This is a genomic window from Variovorax sp. S12S4, assembly GCF_023195515.1.
GTDB lineage: Bacteria > Pseudomonadota > Gammaproteobacteria > Burkholderiales > Burkholderiaceae_C > Variovorax.
The window spans coordinates 4,498,480-4,518,718 of record NZ_JALPKR020000002.1 but is presented as its reverse complement, the minus strand read 5'-3'; the positions used below and the strand labels follow the sequence as shown (position 1 = coordinate 4,518,718).

Here is a 20,239-nt window from a genome sequence, read left to right as displayed (position 1 = left end):
CGAGCTTAGGGGTGCGCCCGCGTTGCCTGCATCGGGGTCATCCCGTGCGGGTTTTCACGTAAACATGAAGACCTCTACGAGGCCTCTTGCGATGGCGTGGTGCGCCTATCGCGCGATGAAAAGAATCGCGATGTTGACCAGGAATCCGAGTGCCCACACCGCGCTGCGCACGCTGCCGATGCCCTTGATGTACACCGCGATGTAGATCACGCGCAAGACGACATACGCGGCCGCGAGCATGTCGAGCCTTGCCTGCGCCGCGCCGAGCTGATGCGCAATGATCACCGCGCCGATGAAGAACGGCAGTCCTTCGAAGCTGTTGGCCTGCGCACTGTTGGCGCGAGCGCGCCAGCCGCTCTGCCTTGCGGCCCAATCGCGCGGCTGAACGTTGTCGCGCGGCCCGAAGCTGCCGACCTTGGCGATCCAGGCCGCCAGGTACGGCAGGCCGCAGGCAATGAACACGCACCAGTAGGCAATCGTCAGCAGTGAAAGAGTCATGTCGGTTGTCTGTGCCTACCTGCGGTCTACCAGCGCATGCGCGATGGTGCCGAGGTCGACGTATTCGAGTTCGCTGCCCGCCGGCACGCCGCGCGCAAGCCGTGTCACGTTGAGCCCACGCTGCTTGAGCGCTTCGCCGATCACGTGCGCGGTGGCTTCGCCTTCTGCCGTGAAGTTGGTGGCAAGGATGACCTCGCTGACTGTGCCGTCGAGCGCGCGATCAAAAAGCTTCTGCAGGCCGATGTCCTTGGGCCCGATGCCGTCGAGCGGACTGAGCTTGCCCATCAGCACGAAGTAGTAGCCGCGGAACGCACCCGTGCGCTCGAGCGCCGCCTGGTCGGCGGGCGTTTCGACCACGCAGAGCTTGCTCGCGTCGCGGCGCGGGTCCAGGCATACGTTGCAGACCGGCGCCTCGGTGAAGGTGTTGCAGCGCTCGCAATGCCGCACGTTGCCGGCCGCCTGCTGCAAGGCGCGCGCGAGCAGCTGCGCACCCTCGCGGTCGTGCTGCAGCAAGTGAAAAGCCATGCGCGAGGCCGACTTCACGCCGACACCGGGCAGGCGGCGCAACGCATCGACCAATGCGTCGAGCGAACTGGCGTCCGCCATCAACGGCTCAGAACGGCAGCTTCATGCCGGGCGGCAGGCCCGGCATGCCAGCCGTGAGCTTGCCCATCTTCTGCTCGCTGGTTTCCTCGGCCTTGCGCACCGCGGCGTTGAAGGCGGCAGCCACGAGGTCTTCGAGCATGTCCTTGTCGTCGGCCAGCAGGCTCGGGTCGATGGTGATGCGCTTGACGTCGTGCTTGCAAGTCATCACGACCTTAACCAGCCCGGCGCCCGATTCGCCTTCGACCTCGATGGTGGCCAGCTCTTCCTGGGCCTTCTTGAGGTTGTCCTGCATTGCCTGCGCCTGCTTCATGAGGCCGGCCAGTTGTCCTTTGTTGAACATCGTTGGTCCTGATTGGTTGGTAATGGGGGAGGATAAAAGAGATGGCGGTCGAACCGGAATGCCGCAAGAGCCGGCACGAGTTTTCAGTAGCGTTCTGTCAGGCCGGCTTGAGCGTTCCAGGCACGATCTTCGCATCGAAATCACGCATCAGCATCTGCACCTCGGGGTCGCTGCGAATGGCCTCTTCGGCCACGCGCTGGCGTTCGTCTGCGGCTTGCTTGTTGCGCCGTGCGGGGCTGTCGACCACGCCGCCGATTTCAATGGCGAGCTTCACGCCGTGGCCCAGCGCGGCCAAGGCGTCGGTGAGCTTCTCGCGGGCGGAAGGCTGGTTGAGCAGCTCCCGCTCCACGCGCAGTATCCACTGGTCGACATCGCGCGCCACCAGCTGCGACTGCAGTGCAAGCTCGCGCGCCAGCGCGTTGATGCTCTCGGCCGCAATCATCTGCGTGACCGTGGCGTGCCAGAAATCGCCGTCTTCGCTGGGCGGAATGGGCGGCGCGGGGGCGCGCTGCTCGTCGAAGCGCGGCACGTCCCGCTGGCCCGGCGGCGGCTGCACGCGAATTGGAACCGCGAGCACCCTGGGGCTATCGCCCGCTGGAGCCTCTGCCGAGGTAGAAGGCCTCGGAGGCCCGCCCTGCCGCACCGGTTCACTGACTACCGCAAGGCGCTGGCCCGCCGGCGCCGAGTTGACCTGCGGCGGCATCGGTGCGGCGGCCGGAACCGGCGTTTCGGCAACCGGTGCAACCCGAGCCGGCGATGTGGCCGCGGGGGCCAAAACCGCCCGCGGGGCTTCATTCAGAGTTTTTTTTCCGTGGCGGCCGAAGAAGCCACTGAGGATGTCGTCGCGCCGGAAGGCTTGAAGGCCAGCAGCCGCAACAACACCATCGTGAGCGCCGCGTACTCGTCGGGCGCCAGGCCCAGTTCGCCGCGCCCATGCAGGCACAGGCTGTAGAGCAATTGCGTTTCGTCGGCGGGCATCAGCGCCGCGAGGCGCGCCGTGTCGGCCGCGTCCGGGTCGGTGGCCGAATCGGCCGATTCCGCGCGCGAAGGCACCGCCTGCAGCACGGCCATGGCCTGCAGCACGGCGGTCATTTCTTCCAGCGTGGAAGCGGCGGACATGCCGTCGCGGCGCAGCGCCTCGGAGGTGTCGACCACCGTCTTGCCGTCGCCCTGCGCCAGCGCTTCGATGAGCTTGAAGACATGGCCGCGGTCCACGCTGCCGAGCATCTGGCGCACGCCGGTTTCGAGCAGTTCGCCGTTGCCGAACGCAATCGCCTGGTCGGTGAGCGACAGCGCGTCGCGCATCGAGCCGCGCGCCGCGCGAGCCAGGAGTCGCAGCGCCTGCGGTTCGGCCGGCACCTGTTCGGTCTGAAGCACGCTGGTCAGGTGTTCGAGCACCGTTTCGGGCGCCATCGGCCGCAGGTTGAACTGCAGGCAGCGCGACAGCACCGTGACCGGCACTTTCTGCGGATCGGTCGTTGCCAGCACGAACTTGAGGTATTCCGGCGGCTCCTCCAGCGTCTTCAGCATCGCGTTGAACGCGGTGTTGGTGAGCATGTGCACTTCGTCGATCATGAAGACCTTGAAGCGCCCCTGCACCGGCTTGTAGACCGCCTGTTCGAGCAGCGACTGCACCTCGTCCACGCCGCGGTTCGAGGCCGCGTCCAGCTCGGTGTAGTCGACGAAGCGGCCCGAATCGATGTCCTTGCAGGCCTGGCACACCCCGCAAGGCGTAGCCGTGATGCCGCCCTGCCCGTCCGGGCCCTGGCAGTTGAGCGACTTGGCCAGAATGCGCGAAACCGTGGTCTTGCCCACGCCCCGCGTGCCGGTAAAAAGGTAGGCGTGATGCAGGCGCTGCGTGGTCAACGCGTTCTCGAGCGCCTGAACCACGTGCCCCTGACCGACCATCTCACCGAAGGTTTTCGGACGGAACTTGCGAGCGAGCACGAGATAAGACATTGCGGGCATTCTAAAAGGCGCGGAGCCCGCCTCCGGTCCCATCCCGTAATCAAAAAGACCCGTCTTTTCGTGGGGCACCGAGGAACCAGCCCCGCCAGGCGACCGGGTTACAATCGAAGTTGACGGGCCTCCCTGCATGGTGAAGTGGCCAACCGGGTCAGGTGGGGAACCAAGCAGCCCTAACTGCGTAGTCAGTGCCAGGGGTAAGGCTCGTCAACCTAATTCAAAGTGCCTTAGTTATCAACAACTTGGGTGATTTAGATCTCCGGGCCGCTTACAGTGGCCGCACGAGGGTCCATGAATCCTTGGGCACCGGAGACTTGCTAGCGGCCACGCACAAGCACCAAGCGGCGCGGAAACCACCAGCAACACAAGACTCCCCCTGAGGCTCCCTCCTACTTTTTCTGGTCTTGGGTCCCAGTGGCTCTGTCTAGAACCGATTTGAGTAGCTCCGTCGCCTCTGCGCTTGGGGTCACGGTTAGGTTGTGCTTGTCATAGATTCGGCCAGGCGGGCTCGCGATGGTCGTTAATGTGTCGATGCACAGCTTGGCGAGCGGCGTATTCGAACCCGCTTGCTCAGCAATGTCTGACATCTGCTTATGGAAGCCTTGAAACGAGGCGGCAATTGCTGACTTGTAGCCATAGTCTTCCTCCAATCGCTTCGCCAACGCAGATTCTCTGCTTGCATAAAGTGCAAGCCAGATCAAAGCCCCTGCAACCGGCAGACGAGCAAGCCATACGCGGAACAGCTCGTCGTAAGACAGTGCAGCGGACGAGCGATAAACATTCCACAGGCCAGTCAATGCGAGGATCACCAGAAACGTGATGGCGGCAACAAAAACCCATTGCCACCTCTCGCCCGGCTTGAGAAATGCCTGTCTACGAAGATCGAACGCGCTCGACAGTCCAGCACTTGTTGCGCCCGGTAGCAATCCGTCAATCGTAGCGATGCGCTCAACAGTCTCAACTCTGAAGCGCTCAAGCTGAGCCTCGTAGTCAAGAACGCGCTTTTCGACACTCTCTGCCTTGACGACCAGCGTGCGCATCGAATTCATTGCCTCTTGCGCCTCCGCTGAAGCGTTCATTGCTTCATCGCGCTCACTCTCAGCGGTTGCTTTAGCGGTTTTTACCGCCAGCAATTGCTCGGCCGCAGAATCTGCAGCGGCCTCTGTACGTGTGTTGAGCGCTTCGGCCTCCGTCACCTGCTGCATCGCCGCGGTGAGCTGCCGATCAAGGTTGCTACGGACCTTATCTGCATGCGCTTGTGCCAACTCAATATGCCCAGATTTCTGCGCAACGACGGTCTGGTGATCATCGATCTGAGTTTTGGCGGCAAGCGCTTCGGTAGCAAGGCTTTTCGATTGCGCAGCCGCCGCTTGAATCTCGGTCAGTCCAGACGCGGCAGCGCGTTGGGAATTCGCAACCTCTTCTGCTTGGACGGTCATCTGCTCCACCAGAGACACGACCATCGCAACTTTCAGTTGTGCTTGTTCGAGGTTTTTCTCCAATTCCGCAATGCGCTCGTACGCACGAGTTTCAATCATGTCGATGCTCACCGCCACCTTGTTGTCAGTCATCCTCTGTCCCCTCTTTGTCATTGGCATATTGTGACGGAGTGAGGGCCTTTTGGCTCACTGCTAGAGCAGGGGCCGCTGTCAAAGCTCCGCCGCTGCTTCGGCTGCTTTCGCTGAGAATTTTTCAAGGGGAATGCGGCTCTACCCTTGCTCATGCGGTGAACTTCGCACTTGGTACAAGCGACCATCGCAAAGCCGTGGCCGAAGCACCTTTGAAGCATGCCGAATGGCTGACCGAATTCGTCGCAAAGCGTTGAAAGCTCAAAGCTGAACCACTTGCAGTCATCGCGCCAGAACTGACCCAAGAGTTGGCTCTACGGTCTGATGACCGGGACTTTACGACGTCCCCGAAACCCTGCCAGCTTGAACGCCGATCGACTTCACTGCTACTCCAAGAAGCTGTAGCCCTCAAACTGCTTTCTGTACCCCACTTCAGCAGAAACAGGGTTGAACATGCGGACTGCTGCCCTCTCAAGAAGGCCCCACATCGGTACAGTCTTGGCACCTGTCACGATGTACTCAAGCTGTTTCGTCGAATAGAGATCGTTGAGGAGCTCAAATGCTCCATCCTCACCGTCCTGGAAGGTTACGAGAGCATCGAGGTCCACGCTTCGGGCTTCTGCCAGCGCGGCGCTGAGATCATGTCCCAATTTTTTTATGTCTTGCAGTGTCGCCCCTTTGTGAAGGAGGAACGCTTTAAGCGTCAGTTCGCAGCCGTGCCCAACGAGGTAGAGCGCTGGCACCGGCGCCATGATCTCGAAGCCCGGTTTCGCGCCCATGTGCGTGTCCACCGCAAATGCTGCCTCAAGGAATTCGTGCGCGTATCGCGCCATGCCAATGGCAGTGGTCCTTGTTGGATCAAAGTGGAGACGTGTGCTCATTGAAGGCGCCCTCTTTTTTGGACCGGAGAATCATCGCACCTCCGCAACGGTTGCGGGCCACAACCCTCACTGACAGTGCGCCGAGATGCACGTCGACATAGCGCGGCACTTCTGAGCTACTGTTTTTTGAGATAACCACCATATTGCGTGAAACGGCTACCGCCGTTCCGTCACCACACGGCCAACGCGTCCGCTCGCTGCTTCAGCGTGTTGGAACGGGCGGTCAAGAACCCCTCGTAATCGTTGTTAAGCGCTGCTGCTAGCGCAGCATCGTCGATGAGGTTCGACGCAAGAGCTTCCCTGGTTCGTTTTTCATCCGCTGCAAGAAGCTCTCCTAAGTATTCGGCGGGTGAGCGGTCGCTGATTTTCTTGTTGCTGGCCGAGGATAGATAGACCATGTTCGCTAAAGCAGAAATCTTTGTCGGGTTCACGCCTTGGCTCTTGAGGAACGCTTGGGGGAAGAAGTGATGGAACTCCTTGCTGTTTTCCCATGCCAATGCCTTGTCCACGTCAACAGAAACGCCGGTAACAAGGTCTTTGGGGCCTTGGTACACCAAAATAAGGGCCAGTATCTTTGAATGAGCGTTGTTGCCTCGAAAGGCCCGGGAACGCCATATGCTCGCGTCAGGTTGTGCAAATTCCGCGAACAAGTCAGCGGCTTTGCCCGACGCAAAGTCGCTTACTGCGGCGAGGTCGTTCCCCATCATTCCTGAGTTCCAGCCGCTAAAGTAGCCACTGATAGAACTCCTCCAAAACCATCGCTCGATGGCTTGCCACTGTGCAGCCGAGGGAGTTGGAAGTCGACGGAGAACGTCTGCCAACACCACGACTTGATTGGTGTAGGGCACGATGGCATCGGTAGGTGCCTTGATATGAGTCGACAAGAAGTCCACCGCTCGCTTGTAGCCAAGTTCAGTGTCCTGAGCCCCAGCCTTCAGCGCATCTGACGACAGCTTTCGCAAGTCGTCAATGCTCTCCACCGTGAATGCTCCGCCAACTGACGCAGACACATTGCGCAAAATTGCCTTGCGCTCGATTCCGTCGAAGCCCTTAGCGGCCAAGGATTGGCGGATCGCATCGATAGAGTCGACAAGATCAAAATCCGGACTCCAAGTCGCGGCCCTCATTAGGTCTACAACAGTCAACCGTGTTCCTGTGCTGTTGATGCGCTCAAAGATCGGCGCCACATCACCGAGCGGCATATCGCCCAATGTGACGGTGGCCACCTTATAGTCCTTGAATCTATTGAAGAGCTCTTTTGCGTTGAGCGCGAGGTCTTTGTCGCCTTCGGCGTCAAGAAGCGCCACATGTTGGAAGAACGCTGCTGGATCAGGTAAGCGGTTCAGTCGAATCTGGTGTAGCGGCGGGGAGTCTGTGGTCTCTAAATGCATAAAGATCTTCTTGCGAAGGTCGTAGACCACATTCCACGGGCTTTTTGGATCGGTGCCTTTCCAGTGGAGAGCGCCACAAATAGACGATAGGCGTTGCTGCCCGTCGAGCAGGTAATTAACTGGGTAGTCCGGTTTAGGCTGAGCGATCTCCATGTCTGCGATGCGGCTCTCGCTGCGGAGCTCCTGACGGCTTTGCCATAGAAGCACGCTGCCAATCGGATAGTTCCGAGCGACTGAGTCGAGGAGTTCCAGAACTTGCGCCTTCTCCCACACGAACTCGCGTTGAAACTTCGGAAGGTAGATGTCGCCCGTAAGAATCCGATTCGCGAGATCATCGATTCGATCCACCGACGGCTGAGGGTCTTTGATCGGCTTGACGGGTTCGGACGCATCACTCATCGGTGTCTCCAGTTTAGGTGCTGCATTCTGATACAGCTTTGTCTGCATCTCCATTGTTTGCGCAACGGACACATCGCTCCTCGCGCTTGCTGTCTGCTACGGGCGTCAGCGCTGCCTTTTTCCGTCCGATAGTCGGCGCCCTTCAACCCGCGTCAATCCGGAGCGCTCAGCGCTGCTGACGTAGTGCCAGGTTTCCTGGAGAAACGGGTTAAAAACGGGAGGGTCCTTCACCGACGCCCGTCCCGCAGGCGCTGGGATGCCGTAGCTTGTATCGGAGCCAGTACCCATTCCCGGCTCCGGTCGCACATGCGACGCGGCCCCGGTCCAACCGCTTGTTTGCCCATAGCTTTCTGGGATTTCCAGGGGCTTATCCATCCCTCTGGACTCCGCAACGCGTGTGCCCTTCGTGTGCTCCGCTGAAGGGTGCACAATACGGCTTCCCCTCTGGGGCGCAACGCGAAAGCATTGGTCTCGTCAACCTAACATCAAAAAACCGCGAGTTCTCAAGACAAGAACTTGCGCGTCGAAAGAGGGGCTCTGAGCCCCACTCCCACCCTCACGTGCTTCCCGCGCCGACCAGCATTTCGCACGGCCCGACGAAGCCTTCGCTGCCTTCGAACTGGCGCAGCGCCTCTTCAATAGCATCCCAGGTGCTCGCGCGCTCGGCTTCGTCGAGCCCGACCATCATCTGGTGCAGCGCGCCGAAGGACTCGCGTTCGAAGCGCACGCATTCGACCGCGCTCGCCAGCCGCACCGGCGACGACACCCGGCGCACCTCGATGTCGCGCAAGCCGGCTTTGGCAAACGCGGCCTCGAGAGCGCCCTCGGCACCGAGCGAAAAAGGCCCGGGCTGCCCCGGCAGCGGCGCGGGAAGCCGTGCGCGTTCGCGGATGATCTTCACGGGGATCGAGAAGAAGGCGTTGCGCTCGGGGGTCGAGTAGACGACCGCCGACACCCACCCGCCCGGACGCAAGGCGCGCCGCATGCCGGCGAGCGCGCGCTGTTGGTCTGGGAAGTAGATCAGGCCCACGCGGCTGATTGCCGCGTCGAAGCTGCCGGCGGGCAGCGTGTCGAGCGCCTCGCCGTCGAGTTCAAGGGTCTCAAGGTTCGACAGTCCCGCGGCCTTGGCATCCGCGGCCGCGCGCTCGAGCAAGGCCGGCGCGATGTCGGTAGCGAGCACGTGGCCGCTGGCGCCCGCGCGCCGCGCGGCACCGATCGACTGCTCGCCCGCACCGGCCGCGACGTCGAGCACCCGGCTGCCGGGCCCGATGCGGGCCAGGTCGAACATCGTTTCCGTTGCATCGCCCAGCCAGCGGCCAAGAAACGGTCCCCAGCGATGCCAGGCCTCGGCGGCAGCTTGCCATTGAGCCCGGGTGGTGGTCTTGAAGGCGGCGGCGTTGAATGCCGGCGGGGCTGTGACGGTGGTCATGATGAGTCTCCATCGAGTGAGGGAGTCTCAAGAATGGCAGTGCGGCCCGAGGTTCGCCAGTCCAGAATTTGTACTGGCCTCGGCTCGCCTCAAGGACTAAATTGGCACCATGATCGACTACGGCCAGTTTTGCACCGTGGCGCGCGGCGCCGAGGTGCTGTGCGAGCGCTGGACGCCCCTGGTCGTGCGCGAGCTGCTGTGCGGGAGCACGCGCTTCAACGACATCCGGCGCGGCGTGCCGCGCATGTCGGGCTCGCTGTTGGCACAGCGCCTGCGCAAGCTGGAGGAAGTGGGTGTCATCAAGCGGGTTCAGGGCGACGGCAGCACGGCCGAATATCACCTGACCGCAGCGGGCGAGGAACTGCGCCCGATCGTGATGGCGCTGGGCCATTGGGGCGCGCGCTGGATCGGCAGCCGGCTCAAGCGCGACCAGCTGGACGCCGGCTTCCTGATGTGGGACGTCCGCCGCTTCGTGCGGATCGACGAGTGCCCGCGCGCGCGCTGCATCGTGATCCACTTCCGCTTCACCGACGCAGCCGAGGGCGAGCGGCGCTGGTGGCTGGTCGTCGATCAGGGCAGCGCCGACCTCTGCCGCGACAACCCCGGCGACGAACCGACGCTGATCGTCGAATCGACCGTGCGGACGCTGACCGAGATCTGGACCGGCGACCTCGACGCCGAGGCTGCGCTGCGCGAGCGGCGCCTGCGCGTCATCGGCACGGAATCCGATACCCGCGACCTCTGGCGCTGGCTGGGGCGCAGCGTTTTTGCCGACACCCGGACTGCAGCGCGGCCCTGAGGCGTTCCCCGCCGCAGCCGCGCGAAACCGTCAGAGACCCAGCCGCTGCATCCAACTAACCAATCTGTCGTAGTCCGGCCATGACCTCTTCGGCCGGCGGCAACTCGCTGGTTCGCCAGACCAGCCGGGCGTGACGATCAAACAGAAAAACCTGGCCGGTATGGCGGTCGCCCGCTGCCGCGCCTCCCGTGAACAGCGAGAGCATCGACTCAAGTGCCTCGGGAGCTGGCGCCGCCGCGCTCCACGTTGGCCGTGCGCCGAAGCGTCGCAACCAGGCGCTCAGTGCAACAGGGTCGTCGGACAGCGGGTCGATGCTCAGCGACAGCAGGCGCACCGCCGTGTAGCGCTCGGGCAGCAATGCCGCCTGCAGCGTCGAGAACAAGGCACCCTGGATCGGGCAGACCGTGCTGCATCCGGTAAACATCAATTGAACGGCGGTTGGGGCGCCTCGCAACTGCGCCGCGAGCATCGGTGTGGCGCCGTCGTGGCGCCGCAGCGGCAGGGCCGGAGCCGACACCGCCGGCAGCACCGGGCCGATGCTGGTGTTTGCTCGGGCCGAAAGCACACCCAGCCACGCCAGTGCACCGGCGGCAAGCAGGCGCCGGCGCCCGCGGGATGCACCTCGTGAGGGTATGAAGGGGCTCCGCGTGTTCATTGGGTTCATTGAGTTCATTGAGTCATTGAGCAAGGGCTTGCGTCAGGTAGTCCCACAACGCCGCGCACTGGCCTTCGTCGGCATCGAAGCGCGGCATGGCTCGGGGCAGCGCGACATGGGCTGGGTCGATGCCGGTGCGCAGCGTGCGGCAGAAGGATGCGCGCTCGTACGCGACGGGCGGTCCGCCGCGGCGCGGGAGGACTTCGCGCAATTGGCGCCGGTCGAGCGGCGGCGCAAAACCGTAGACAGCGGCAGTGGACTTGCCGGGTCCCGCGTGGCACTGGATGCAGCGCGTCGCTGCGCCCGGCAGCGGCACGCTGTGGCCGGACAGCGTGCCGGCGAGTGGCTCGGTGCCATCGAACAGGCGCGCGCCACGCGCCACCGACGAAGGCACCGCGGCTTCAGTCTTTTCCGACGGGCCAACGGCCAGTGCGGTTCCGAGCGCCAGCGCCAGCATCATCATCGAAAGCCCCGGCTTCGCGACACGCGCCGGCCGCTACTGGATGTTGATGGTGCGCGCCACGCTCGGCACGCCGCTGCTGTCGAGTGCGAACAGCATGTAGTTGCCCGGCAGCACCGTCCCGCGATCGGTCGGAATGCCCAACTGGTAGTTGCCTGCCGTGCCCGTGAATGACAGCGGGATGCGGCGCTGATCGGTGTTGACCGAGTGAGTGGCCGATGCCATGCGCACCAGCGAAAAATGGGCCGCCGCGCGGTCGGTGGCCACGGCGATCTGGCTCCCCCATGTGGCGCTGGCCGGCGCGGCAGTGATGGCCGGGCGGGACGCCGGCGAACCGTCCGCCGCCAGCAGGTACGGTGGCGTGTAGATCTCCGCGTCCGGGTGGTCGCCCGCACAGTCGCACAGCCCGCCGCCGCCTGTCAGCACGCGTGCGTCCGGCAGCAGCAGGGCCACGCTGTGATAGTTGCGCGGTTTCTGCATCGGCGGCACCGTGATGAAGCTCTCCAGCACCGGGCTCCACAGCTCGGCCGCCAGCACACTGTAGGAGTCGGAAAACGGAACGGGCTGCGTCTGTCCGCCTATCACGAACACCTCGCCGTTAGGCAGCACCACGCTGTTGACAAAGGTTCGGCCATAGGCCATCGGCGAAAGCTTGCGCACCGTGGGCGCCGCCGGCGCGCCCGCGCTGATGTCGATGATGTAGGCGGTCTTGAAGGCGTTGCCGCTGTCGTGGTTGGGCGCGCCACCGAGCTTGAGGATCTTGCCGATGTCGTACATCACGGCGCTGGCAGTCATGGCATAGGGGTCGTCGCTGCGTAGCCCGGCCTGCAGGATGGCGCCGCTGCCGCGCGTGTCGATCCAGTGCATTGCGGCAGCAGGCCCGGCGTGGAATACCCATCCGTTGGCGGCGCCGAACAGCCACATGTGGTTGTCGCCCCGGTAGACCCCGGCCGCGTCCGGTCCGGCCAGCGGCGGGTTCGAGACATTGCTCGCATCGGGCATGTGGGCCGGTACGCCGGACAGCGTGCGCCAGGTCTTGGTGGCGGCCGACCACACCTCGCCGTACTTGCCGCCCTGCCCACCGTTCCACGACCCGCCGACTGTGAACACGGAGCCGTCGGACATCGTCGTGCTCGACTGGTAGGCACGTGCAATGCCGAGTTGCGCACCCGTCATCCAGCCGCCCAGCACCGGGTCGTAGATCGAGGTCTTCGTCGCATCGCTGCCGCCGCTGACCAGCACGCTGCCATCGGCCAGCATGCTCAGGCCAGGGCAGAACATCTGGTGGCCGGTGGCCGTGACCACCAGCGGGCTGGCGCTTCGCGTGGCGGGGTCGAACACCGAGGTGTAGGTGTACGCCTCGTTGCTGCTCGTGCTGAAGCTGGTCGGCGAGCGGGCTGCCCACAGAAGCAGCTTGCCGTCGGGAAGGTTGGCGGCCGCTGCGGGCACGAGCGGCAGCGTGATCGGATCGGACCAGGGCTTCACCGCGGCGGTCGATTGCGCCGCGGTGTATCCGGCTGCCGTGAACAGGTACTCGTTGGCCGGCAGCCACTTCCCCTTGAATCGGGAGCGCAGCCGAACCACGAGCCGCGCGCCGTCTATGGGAAGGTTTGTCACCGTCAGCGTTGTCGCACTTGTCGATGTGTCCACCACGGGTGTCGCCGAAGAGGCCGACAGGATCGTCAAGCCGTACTGGTTGGCACCCGTGTTGTTCCAGACGAAGGTCGCGCTGCGGCTGGCGAACTTGGTGCCGGGGGACGGACTGGTGAGGGAAGCCGGCTGTCCGTCTGATGGCGCCGGCCTGCTTGCCGATGCGGAGGACGGGCCCGCCAGCGTCGGATTTGCGCCCTGAGCGCGGGCGCCGCCTCCTGCGTCACCGCCGGACCAAACCAGGAACACCAGGGATGCATAAGCAAGCCCGCGCGCGGCGCGCGGCGATGGAACGCTGGTCATCGCTGCTCCTTTTGTTTTTGTCTGCCCGCAGCTTATTCCTTGTGCGCGCAATAAACAATACAAAAGTATTCAACTATGCCACTAAAGATCCAGTTGCTTGATGGCTCCGCGGGCCGCGGCCGCACCACTGGCCATGGAGGCCGTCAGCAGGTAACCGCCGGTCGGCGCCTCCCAATCGAGCATTTCTCCCGCAACGAACACGCCCGGCAATGCGCTCGCCATGAGCCCTTCGTCCAGCGCATCGAAGCGAACACCACCCGCGGTGCTGATGGCTTCATCGATGGGGCGTGCCGCAACCAGCCGCAGCGGTACGGCCTTGATGGTTGCTGCCAGTTGCGCAGGGTCTTGCATGGCCTCTCGGCTCAGCACTTCGTGCAGCACACCGGCCTTGATGCCTTCCAGGCCGAGCCGGCTCTTGAGATGGCTGCTGAGCGAACGGGCGCCGCGCGGATGCGTGACGGCAGCCAGCACTTGCTCGGCGCTGCGGTCTGGCAGCAGATCGAGCAGCAGCGTGGCGCTGCCGTGCGCAGTAATCTCGTCACGCAGCAATGCCGATGCTGCGTAGATCAGGCTACCCTCGATGCCGGTTGCAGTCGCAACGAACTCGCCCTTGCGTGCAAAGCGGCGGCCGTGGCTGTCGGTGAACGAAATGGCGACCGACTTGAAGGGCTGGCCCGCGAAGCGGCTGGAGAAATGTTCGCTCCACCCTGCTCCATCGAAGCCGCAATTGGCGGGAAGCAGCGGCGCAACGTCGACCCCGCGTGCCTGGAGCCACGGCGCCCAAGCGCCATCGGAGCCCAGCCGCGCCCAACTGGCACCACCGAGCGCGAGCACTACCGCATCGGCCTTCACGGCGGCCTCGCCTGCCGGGGTGGCGAACCGCAGCGAAGCCGCAGCGATCGGCTCATCTCCGCCCACAAGCCAGCGATGGCGCATATGAAACTGCACGCCCGCTGCGCGCAGCCGCTGCAGCCATGCACGCAGCAACGGCGCGGCTTTCATGTCGGTCGGGAAGACGCGGCCCGAGGTGCCGACGAAGGTCTCGATGCCCAGGCCCGCTGCCCATTGGCGCACCTGCTCCGGGCCGAACTGGGTGAGCATGGGTTCGAGCTGCGCGCGCCGGTCGCCAAACCGGCTCATGAAGATGTCGAAGGGCTCGGAGTGCGTAAGGTTGAGCCCGCCACGGCCGGCCAACAGGAACTTGCGGCCCACCGAGGGCATGGCGTCGTACACGTGCACCTGCACGCCGGACGCGCTCAAGACTTCGGCCGCCATGAGGCCGGCAGGTCCGCCGCCGATGACGGCGACGGTATGGGAAAGAGTCATTCGAGATTTACCAGTTCGCCCTGCCCGGTCAGGAACGCGGCGCGCACCGTGGCACCGGGATAGGCATGTTGCACAGCCGCGCGGTAGCGCTGCATCTGTGCGATGAGTGCCGCGTCGCGCTCAGGGCGGGCGGCAGATTTGTAGTCGAGGATCCACCAGGCACCGGTGGCGCGCTCGCGCACCAGCCGGTCGATGCGCAGCGTTTCGCCCTCGTGCACCAGGGTGACTTCATTGCCGTGCCAGTCGATCATGCGCTCATTCCAAGCCCATGCGCCGGCGCCGCCGCGAATGCGCTCGGCGAGCACCGCGGCGCCGCGTGCCTGCTGCGCGTCGAGCAAGAACTCGCGCGCCGCGGCGCGCACATGCGCGGCCGGCAGCGGCTCGCCCGGCTCGGCCCATTCGAGCAGACGGTGCATCGCCTGGCCGAACGCGGCAGCGCGCGCATCGACCGTGGCGTCGGCGGCTTTCTTGATAACCACGGGTTCCTTGACGGTCGGCGCGAGCGTGGGCATCTGCTTCATCGGGAAGCTGCCCGCACCGGAAGCCACCGGCAACACGATCAGCGGCTCATCGGCTTCGGCCGGTTCGCACATCGACTCGAGCCGCGACCACCAGCTGCCCTCGTTGGCGCGGGCCGGCTGCACCGACGACAGCACAAGGCGCTCGCGCGCCCGGGTGGTTGCGACGTAAAGACCATTGAGCTCTTCGCGGTGGCGCGCGCGCTGTTCTTCTTCGAGCAACGTGGTGGCGCAGCCCGGCGGTGTTTTCTCGCTCGCCAGGAACACGAAACGCGTGGGCGCACTGTCGCTGCCCTTCCATTCGACCAGCACGCCCATGGTCTGGGCGCGCGGCGGCGGCGCGTCGCAGTCGAGCATCAGCACGGTGTCGGCCTCGAGGCCCTTGGCACCGTGCACGGTAAGCAGTTGCACCGCATCGGGCACGGCGACGGACGGCGCCCTGACGCCCCCGGCCCGCAATGCGCGCACCAGCGCATAAGGCGTGGCGTAGCGCGCGCCTTCGATCTCCAGCGATGCCGCCAGCAGCCCCCGCAGATTGGCCAAGGCACTCTGGCGCATGGCCGAAGGCATGGCGGCGCCGAACCTGGCGAGCACATCGCCGTCGTGAAAGATCGCATCGAGCGCATCGTGCGGTGGCAACGCAGCAAGCCAGCGCCGCCATTGCTTGAGCTTGGCGCCCGCCTCGACCAGTTCCGGCGGCAAGCCTTCGCCCTTCTGGATCAGCGCGAACCAGCTCACAGAGGGGTGCTCGCGCTGGCGCAGCGCCAACTGCACCAGTGCGTCGTCGCCGATGCCGAACAGCGGTGACTTGAGCGCACGTGCCAGGGAGAGGTCGTGCGCGGGCGAGACCAGCGCATCAATCAGCGCGACCACGTCCTGCACTTCAGGCGCATCGTGCAGCTCGTTCTTTTCGGGCTGCTGCACGGGAATGTGCCGCTGACGCAGCGCGTCCTGCATGGCGGATAGACGGTTGCGGCGGCGCGCCAGCACCATGATCTGCCGCGGCGGCGTGCCGTCGGCAATGCGCTGCGCCACCCAGCGTGCGGCCTGCTCGCATTCCTTTTGCAGCAATTGCTCTTCGGGCAGCACGCGCGGCGTCACGAGGCTGTCGCGCCAATGCAGCATGCCGTCGTCGGCAGGTGCGGCTGCGGCCGTGCTGACCGCATCGCGGTCGATAGGCGGGAGCTTGAGCAGTTCGCCCTCGTCGTTGCGCTCGGTGGTGTGCGCGCGGTAGCCGTCGAACTCGCCCGCGTCCTGCGCGGCGAGCATCGCCTGGTTGACAAGGCCGACCACCGCACGCGCGTTGCGGTGGGTGTGATCGCAGTTGAGCAGTTCGCCGCCCAAGCCTTCGCGCACGAACTTCTTCGCGGCAATGAACACCTGCGGCTCGGCGCGGCGAAAGCGGTAGATGCTCTGCTTCGGATCGCCCACGATGAAGACGCGCGGCGCCTTGCCGCCCGCGCCGGTGTAGGCACTGAGCCAGCCGTAGAGCGCCTGCCACTGCAACGGGTTGGTGTCCTGGAACTCGTCGATCAACAGATGGGCGATGCGGGCATCGAGCCGCTCTTGCACCCAGCCCGACAGCGCCGACTGGCCCAGCAGCAGTTGCGCGGCCTGCTCGACGTCGTTCATGTCGACCCAGCCGTGCGCGCGCTTCACATCGGCAAACGCGGAGACGAGGATGCGCGTGAGGCGCGTCATGCGCTGCTGGTAGAGCCACGCCGCGTGCTGGGCCTGCGCCATGCACAGGGTCTGGAGCTCGGCTTCGGCTTCTTGCGCGGCGGGGAATTTCTGCAGGTTCTTGGTGAGCCGGTCTTCCGTCGCGACGAAGAAATTCTTGCGCAGGTGCGCCAAGGCGGCGGCACGCGATTCGCTCGGCGGCTCGCCGGTGCCGAACACGTCGATGATCGCCTCGGCGGCCTTCTGCGGCGTCTTGTTGGCCTCGCGGCCGAGCGCGGCGGCGCGATCGAGCCAGCGGCGCCTGACAAGGTCTCCACTCAAGGCATCGGTCGGCTCGTCCAGGCCTCGGAGCGAAGGATGCATGGCGCTGAAGTGCTGCACCGCCGACGCCGGGTCGGACAGCGCAAACTCGACGCGGCGCGTGAGCGCTTCGCCCAGGGCCTTGGCGGTCTGCGAGCGGCCGTAGGTGGCCACGACGGCGTAGTAGTCGGCCAGCGCCTCCTTGTCGGCCGTCACGGCCTCGAAGAAGGGCCGCCAGGTGCGCGCGCGCGCCTCGGCATCGTCTTCGAGCAGTTCGTAGTTCGCAGGCAGGCCGAGTTCACGCAATACCGCCAGTGGCGCGTTGCGCAACAGCCCTGCAAACCAGGCATGGAAGGTACGAAACTGCACCGGCCGGCCGCCTTCGAGCAAGCGCCTGTAGAGGCCTTTCAGGCGCGGGACGGCGGCAAGTGCGGCCGCGGGATCGACACCGCGCATGACGAGCTCGTGCACCAGTTCTTCGGGGCTGCGCTCGGCGAACTGCTCCAGCCATTGGTCGAGCCGTTCCCGCATTTCTCCAGCGGCCTTCTTGGTGAAGGTAATCGCCAGGATCTCGTGCGGCTCGCAGGCGGATTCGCCCTCTTCGAGCAGCGCGCGCAAGATGCGGGACACCAGCATCCAGGTCTTGCCTGCGCCGGCGCAGGCTTCGACCGCAACGGAGCGACGCGGATCGCAGGCGACGGTGTAGAAGGCCTCGCGCGTGACGTGCCGGCCGTTGTGTTCGTAGGCGGCGCCGTTCATTGGGCAGGGCCTCCAGCCGCAGCTTCAGTCGAAGGCGGAGGTTGTTCGATCTCCCAGAAGTCTTTTCTGCAAAGCCCCCGTGCGGCGCAGTAGTCGCAGATGGCGCCCTCCCCAGTGGCGGAAGCGCCGCACCCTCGGCAATGCGCGTGAAATCATCGAGGATGCCCGCGACCAGCGCATCGCGCGCCTCCACCACCACGGGTTGCTCGACGGTTTGCGTGCCGGACGACTTCTCGCCGACATTCACGTAGGCGGCACGCAGCGTGTCGTCGGCCACCAGCGCGGCATAGAAGGCCAGCTGCGTGTCCTCGGTCGGATCCTTCACGCGCTCCTTGGTGACCGCGGCCGATTCAGTCTTGTAGTCGATCACGAAGGCCTGCCCATCGGGCATGCGGTCGATGCGGTCCAAGCGGCCGACCAGTTGCAGGTTGCTCAACGGCTGCTCCATCCACGGTTCCGATTCGGCGAACACCGCACCGCTTGCCTCATGCCCGGCGAGCCACTGCAGGTAGCCGTCGCGCACCGCCGGCCATGCCGCGGCGAACGGCAGGAACTCGGCATCGGAGAGAGCGAACTCGTGCGTGGCGCGCTCGGCCGCGGCGGTGATGTACGCCACGCGTTCCGCCATCGCATTGGTGGGGGTTTCCTTCAGCGCCTCATGAAAGTGGCCCAGCACGGCATGCAGCCAGTTGCCGAAGTCGCGCTTGTCGACCTCGGCGTCGAGCTCGTCGGCGCTGCGAAGGCCCAGCTGCCGCAAAGCGAAGAAGCGGTAGGGGCAGCGGCGCAGGTCTTCGTAGACGCTGGTCGAAATGTTCCGCAGCGGCAGCAGCGCTCCAGAAGGTGTCGGATAGGCGGTCGGCTGCACCGCAACCTCGCGCGGCGTGCGCGGATCCGGCGCCATTTGCAGCGCATGGTCGAGCTGCAGCGCCTGCACCAGCGGACTCGGCCGCACCGGCTCGCCGCTCGCATCGGACTGGCGCCACAGCAATTCGCAGCAAGGGTTGCACAAGGCCGCGGCCCAGGCCGAACGCTGCGCGGCCTCGAGCGTTTCGCGCGCGGGCAAGCCCAGTTCGGCGCGCTGGACAGCGCTCCAGTTGCCGGGCGGCTCGGGCGAGGCAGGCAGGCGCCGGTCGTCGCAGCCTGGAATGACCACCGCGCCGAATGCGCGCCCCAGCAGCTGGTGCAGCGGCAGCACCACCACCTGAGGCACGTCGCCGCCGGCTGGCGGCACGAAGCTGGCGTCTTCGAGCACGTCGCGCGCCCAGGCGGTGAACTCGGCCAGCGTGTGGCGCCCGCCTGGAAATTCGTCGTCGTCGCCGTGCGCGCCGGCATCGAGCCACAGGGCACCGATCACCTTGCCACCGGCCATGTCGGCGGCGAGCGGCTCCCACTGCCCGCCGGCTTCGAGCAGCTCGCGCAGGGCCCGGAGCCAGTGTGCAAGCGGCCTGGAACGGGCCATGGCCATGCGGCGGCCTTCGACGGCTTCGGTGAAGGGCAGCAATGCGATGTCTTGCGGCTTTTCGCTGCGCGCGGCCTGCCCGCACCAGGCAGCCCACTCGCGCACGCCCTCGCGCCGCAGCCGCGCCTCGAGCGCCTGCACGGCGAGCGCATCGCCGTCGACGCTGCTCTTGAGCCACTCGAGCACCTGGTCGCTGCCCGCGTCGTGCGCACAGGCGCGCAGCGCGCTCATCACGGTGGCGGCGGCGCGCGTGGTGGAAAGCTTCCAGCCGGTTTCGTCGTGCGCCGTGATGCCGTGCGCCTGGAGCTGCGCGCCGATGCGCCGCGTGAGCGCGCGGTCGGTGGTGATGAGCGCGACCGGCGCGCGACCCTCTGCCAGGTGCCGCAACACGCAGGCGGCGGCCAGTTCCGCCTCGTCCTCCGGGTCGTCGGCAATGTGCGCGCTGGCGGCCGCGGCGGGCGGCGCCGTGGGCACCAGCGAGAGATGAATCGCGCGATCGCCCCACAGGTTGCACAGCGTCTGCGTGAGCGGATCGGTCTGGAAGCCCTCGAGCACGATGATCGCATCGACCTGCGTGCGCACGCTCTCGCGCAGCAGCACATCGGTGGCATAGCCAGAGTTGGCGGCCCAGGCCACCGCAACGCGGATCAGCGCGCTTTCGATGCGGAACCACTCCGACTCGCTGCCCGCTTCGGCCACGTGGGCCGCCTTCTGCGCCCATTCGCCGCCGCGCTCTTGCGGTAACGCGGCGGCCGCCAGCGGAGCCAGCTGGTAGGCCAGCTCGACCACCCGGCCCGCGAGCGCAAAGCGTTCGGCGGCAAAGCCGGCCTGCGACAGCAGCGCCTGGGCCGTGACCAGGTCGCGCGCCATGTCGAACGCGATGTCGTAGCCCGTGGGCAAAAAACCGCCCGAGCTGCGCGCCCAGTTGCGCGTGGTTTCGAACCGCGGCACGAAGCCCGCGCTGCCGCAGCGCCCCCACATGCCGCGCGCAACTCCCATGAGCTGCGCATAGGGCACCAGCACCACGGTGCGCGCCGCGTGCAGCTGCCGCTTTGCAATAGCGGCGGCAATGCGGGCAACCACGCCGTCGGCGGGGTCGCACCACAGGGCCTGGACGGGGTGGCCTTCGTTCATGTTCTATCGAGGGGTTGGAGGGCGTGGGGGCGCGACGCGCAACGGGCTTTTGCTATCGGCGCCATAGCGTTCCCGCACGGCACCCCACCCCTTGGTTTCTGTCACAATGACCAGCACTT

Annotated in this window: 13 protein-coding genes, 1 other RNA gene and 2 pseudogenes; 2 read left to right on the top strand and 14 right to left on the bottom strand. The window is 65.4% G+C overall.

Going from position 1 to position 20,239, the window contains the following annotated elements:
* Positions 1–105: 105 nt before the first annotated feature.
* The 4 genes and pseudogenes from M0765_RS22235 to dnaX all read right to left on the bottom strand — a co-directional run bounded on the left by M0765_RS22235 (position 106) and on the right by dnaX (position 3,403).
* Positions 106–498 (bottom strand): MAPEG family protein, encoded by a 393-nt coding sequence (locus tag M0765_RS22235; protein ID WP_258505942.1) that lies wholly within the window; start codon positions 496–498, stop codon positions 106–108.
* Positions 499–513: 15 nt separating this feature from the next.
* On the bottom strand, positions 514–1,104 hold the full coding sequence (gene recR, locus M0765_RS22230; RefSeq protein WP_126746508.1) for a recombination mediator RecR: 591 nt from the start codon (positions 1,102–1,104) through the stop codon (positions 514–516).
* 7 nt (positions 1,105–1,111) lie between these two features.
* The gene (locus M0765_RS22225) at positions 1,112–1,444 is read right to left on the bottom strand and encodes a YbaB/EbfC family nucleoid-associated protein (RefSeq protein ID WP_012747441.1); all 333 of its coding nucleotides are present in this window, start codon (positions 1,442–1,444) and stop codon (positions 1,112–1,114) included.
* Between the two features lie 97 nt (positions 1,445–1,541).
* Positions 1,542–3,403 (bottom strand): annotated as a pseudogene (gene dnaX, locus M0765_RS22220) (DNA polymerase III subunit gamma/tau).
* Positions 3,404–3,524: 121 nt separating this feature from the next.
* Here dnaX and ffs point away from each other — a divergent pair.
* Positions 3,525–3,621: signal recognition particle sRNA small type (gene ffs / locus M0765_RS22215), an RNA gene on the top strand.
* 177 nt (positions 3,622–3,798) lie between these two features.
* On the opposite strand, the gene M0765_RS22210 is transcribed toward ffs, so the two are convergent.
* The 4 genes from M0765_RS22210 to M0765_RS22195 all read right to left on the bottom strand — a co-directional run bounded on the left by M0765_RS22210 (position 3,799) and on the right by M0765_RS22195 (position 9,077).
* Positions 3,799–4,980, bottom strand: coding sequence for a hypothetical protein (locus M0765_RS22210; protein WP_258505940.1), 1,182 nt, complete (start codon positions 4,978–4,980; stop codon positions 3,799–3,801).
* 383 nt (positions 4,981–5,363) lie between these two features.
* Positions 5,364–5,858, bottom strand: a complete 495-nt coding sequence (locus M0765_RS22205) for a hypothetical protein (RefSeq protein WP_258505939.1) — start codon at positions 5,856–5,858, stop codon at positions 5,364–5,366.
* A 170-nt stretch (positions 5,859–6,028) separates the two neighbouring features.
* Complete coding sequence (locus M0765_RS22200; protein ID WP_258505938.1) at positions 6,029–7,648, bottom strand: DUF262 domain-containing protein; 1,620 nt, start codon at positions 7,646–7,648, stop codon at positions 6,029–6,031.
* Between the two features lie 556 nt (positions 7,649–8,204).
* Complete coding sequence (locus tag M0765_RS22195; protein WP_258505937.1) at positions 8,205–9,077, bottom strand: class I SAM-dependent methyltransferase; 873 nt, start codon at positions 9,075–9,077, stop codon at positions 8,205–8,207.
* A gap of 109 nt (positions 9,078–9,186) precedes the next feature.
* Here M0765_RS22195 and M0765_RS22190 point away from each other — a divergent pair, with 109 nt between their 5' ends.
* Entirely contained in the window at positions 9,187–9,876 is a 690-nt protein-coding gene (locus tag M0765_RS22190; RefSeq protein WP_258505936.1) for a winged helix-turn-helix transcriptional regulator, read from the top strand.
* A gap of 55 nt (positions 9,877–9,931) precedes the next feature.
* Here the strand turns inward: M0765_RS22190 and M0765_RS22185 are convergent, their stop codons facing one another.
* The 6 genes and pseudogenes from M0765_RS22185 to M0765_RS22160 form a co-directional block, all read right to left on the bottom strand.
* On the bottom strand, positions 9,932–10,540 hold the full coding sequence (locus tag M0765_RS22185; protein WP_258505935.1) for an SCO family protein: 609 nt from the start codon (positions 10,538–10,540) through the stop codon (positions 9,932–9,934).
* A 13-nt stretch (positions 10,541–10,553) separates the two neighbouring features.
* Positions 10,554–10,994 (bottom strand): hypothetical protein, encoded by a 441-nt coding sequence (locus tag M0765_RS22180; RefSeq protein WP_258505933.1) that lies wholly within the window; start codon positions 10,992–10,994, stop codon positions 10,554–10,556.
* A gap of 33 nt (positions 10,995–11,027) precedes the next feature.
* Positions 11,028–12,944 (bottom strand): galactose oxidase-like domain-containing protein, encoded by a 1,917-nt coding sequence (locus tag M0765_RS22175; protein ID WP_258505931.1) that lies wholly within the window; start codon positions 12,942–12,944, stop codon positions 11,028–11,030.
* A gap of 81 nt (positions 12,945–13,025) precedes the next feature.
* The gene (locus M0765_RS22170; RefSeq protein WP_258505930.1) at positions 13,026–14,270 is read right to left on the bottom strand and encodes a TIGR03862 family flavoprotein; all 1,245 of its coding nucleotides are present in this window, start codon (positions 14,268–14,270) and stop codon (positions 13,026–13,028) included.
* The gene (locus tag M0765_RS22165) at positions 14,267–17,527 is read right to left on the bottom strand and encodes a UvrD-helicase domain-containing protein (protein WP_258505929.1); all 3,261 of its coding nucleotides are present in this window, start codon (positions 17,525–17,527) and stop codon (positions 14,267–14,269) included. Before M0765_RS22165 ends, M0765_RS22170 begins: the two co-directional genes overlap by 4 nt.
* Positions 17,524–20,120 (bottom strand): annotated as a pseudogene (locus M0765_RS22160) (PD-(D/E)XK nuclease family protein). Before M0765_RS22160 ends, M0765_RS22165 begins: the two are co-directional and overlap by 4 nt.
* Positions 20,121–20,239: the final 119 nt, after the last annotated feature.

Coding starts and splice junctions, on each gene's coding strand:
- M0765_RS22185 (WP_258505935.1), bottom strand. CDS start 10,540: ATGAACCCAATGAACACGCGGAGCCCCTTCATACCCTCACGAGGTGCA.
- M0765_RS22200 (WP_258505938.1), bottom strand. CDS start 7,648: ATGAGTGATGCGTCCGAACCCGTCAAGCCGATCAAAGACCCTCAGCCG.
- M0765_RS22210 (WP_258505940.1), bottom strand. CDS start 4,980: ATGACTGACAACAAGGTGGCGGTGAGCATCGACATGATTGAAACTCGT.
- recR (WP_126746508.1), bottom strand. CDS start 1,104: ATGGCGGACGCCAGTTCGCTCGACGCATTGGTCGATGCGTTGCGCCGC.
- M0765_RS22190 (WP_258505936.1), top strand. CDS start 9,187: ATGATCGACTACGGCCAGTTTTGCACCGTGGCGCGCGGCGCCGAGGTG.
- M0765_RS22195 (WP_258505937.1), bottom strand. CDS start 9,077: ATGACCACCGTCACAGCCCCGCCGGCATTCAACGCCGCCGCCTTCAAG.
- M0765_RS22170 (WP_258505930.1), bottom strand. CDS start 14,270: ATGACTCTTTCCCATACCGTCGCCGTCATCGGCGGCGGACCTGCCGGC.
- M0765_RS22205 (WP_258505939.1), bottom strand. CDS start 5,858: ATGAGCACACGTCTCCACTTTGATCCAACAAGGACCACTGCCATTGGC.
- M0765_RS22225 (WP_012747441.1), bottom strand. CDS start 1,444: ATGTTCAACAAAGGACAACTGGCCGGCCTCATGAAGCAGGCGCAGGCA.
- M0765_RS22180 (WP_258505933.1), bottom strand. CDS start 10,994: ATGATGATGCTGGCGCTGGCGCTCGGAACCGCACTGGCCGTTGGCCCG.
- M0765_RS22165 (WP_258505929.1), bottom strand. CDS start 17,527: ATGAACGGCGCCGCCTACGAACACAACGGCCGGCACGTCACGCGCGAG.
- M0765_RS22175 (WP_258505931.1), bottom strand. CDS start 12,944: ATGACCAGCGTTCCATCGCCGCGCGCCGCGCGCGGGCTTGCTTATGCA.
- M0765_RS22235 (WP_258505942.1), bottom strand. CDS start 498: ATGACTCTTTCACTGCTGACGATTGCCTACTGGTGCGTGTTCATTGCC.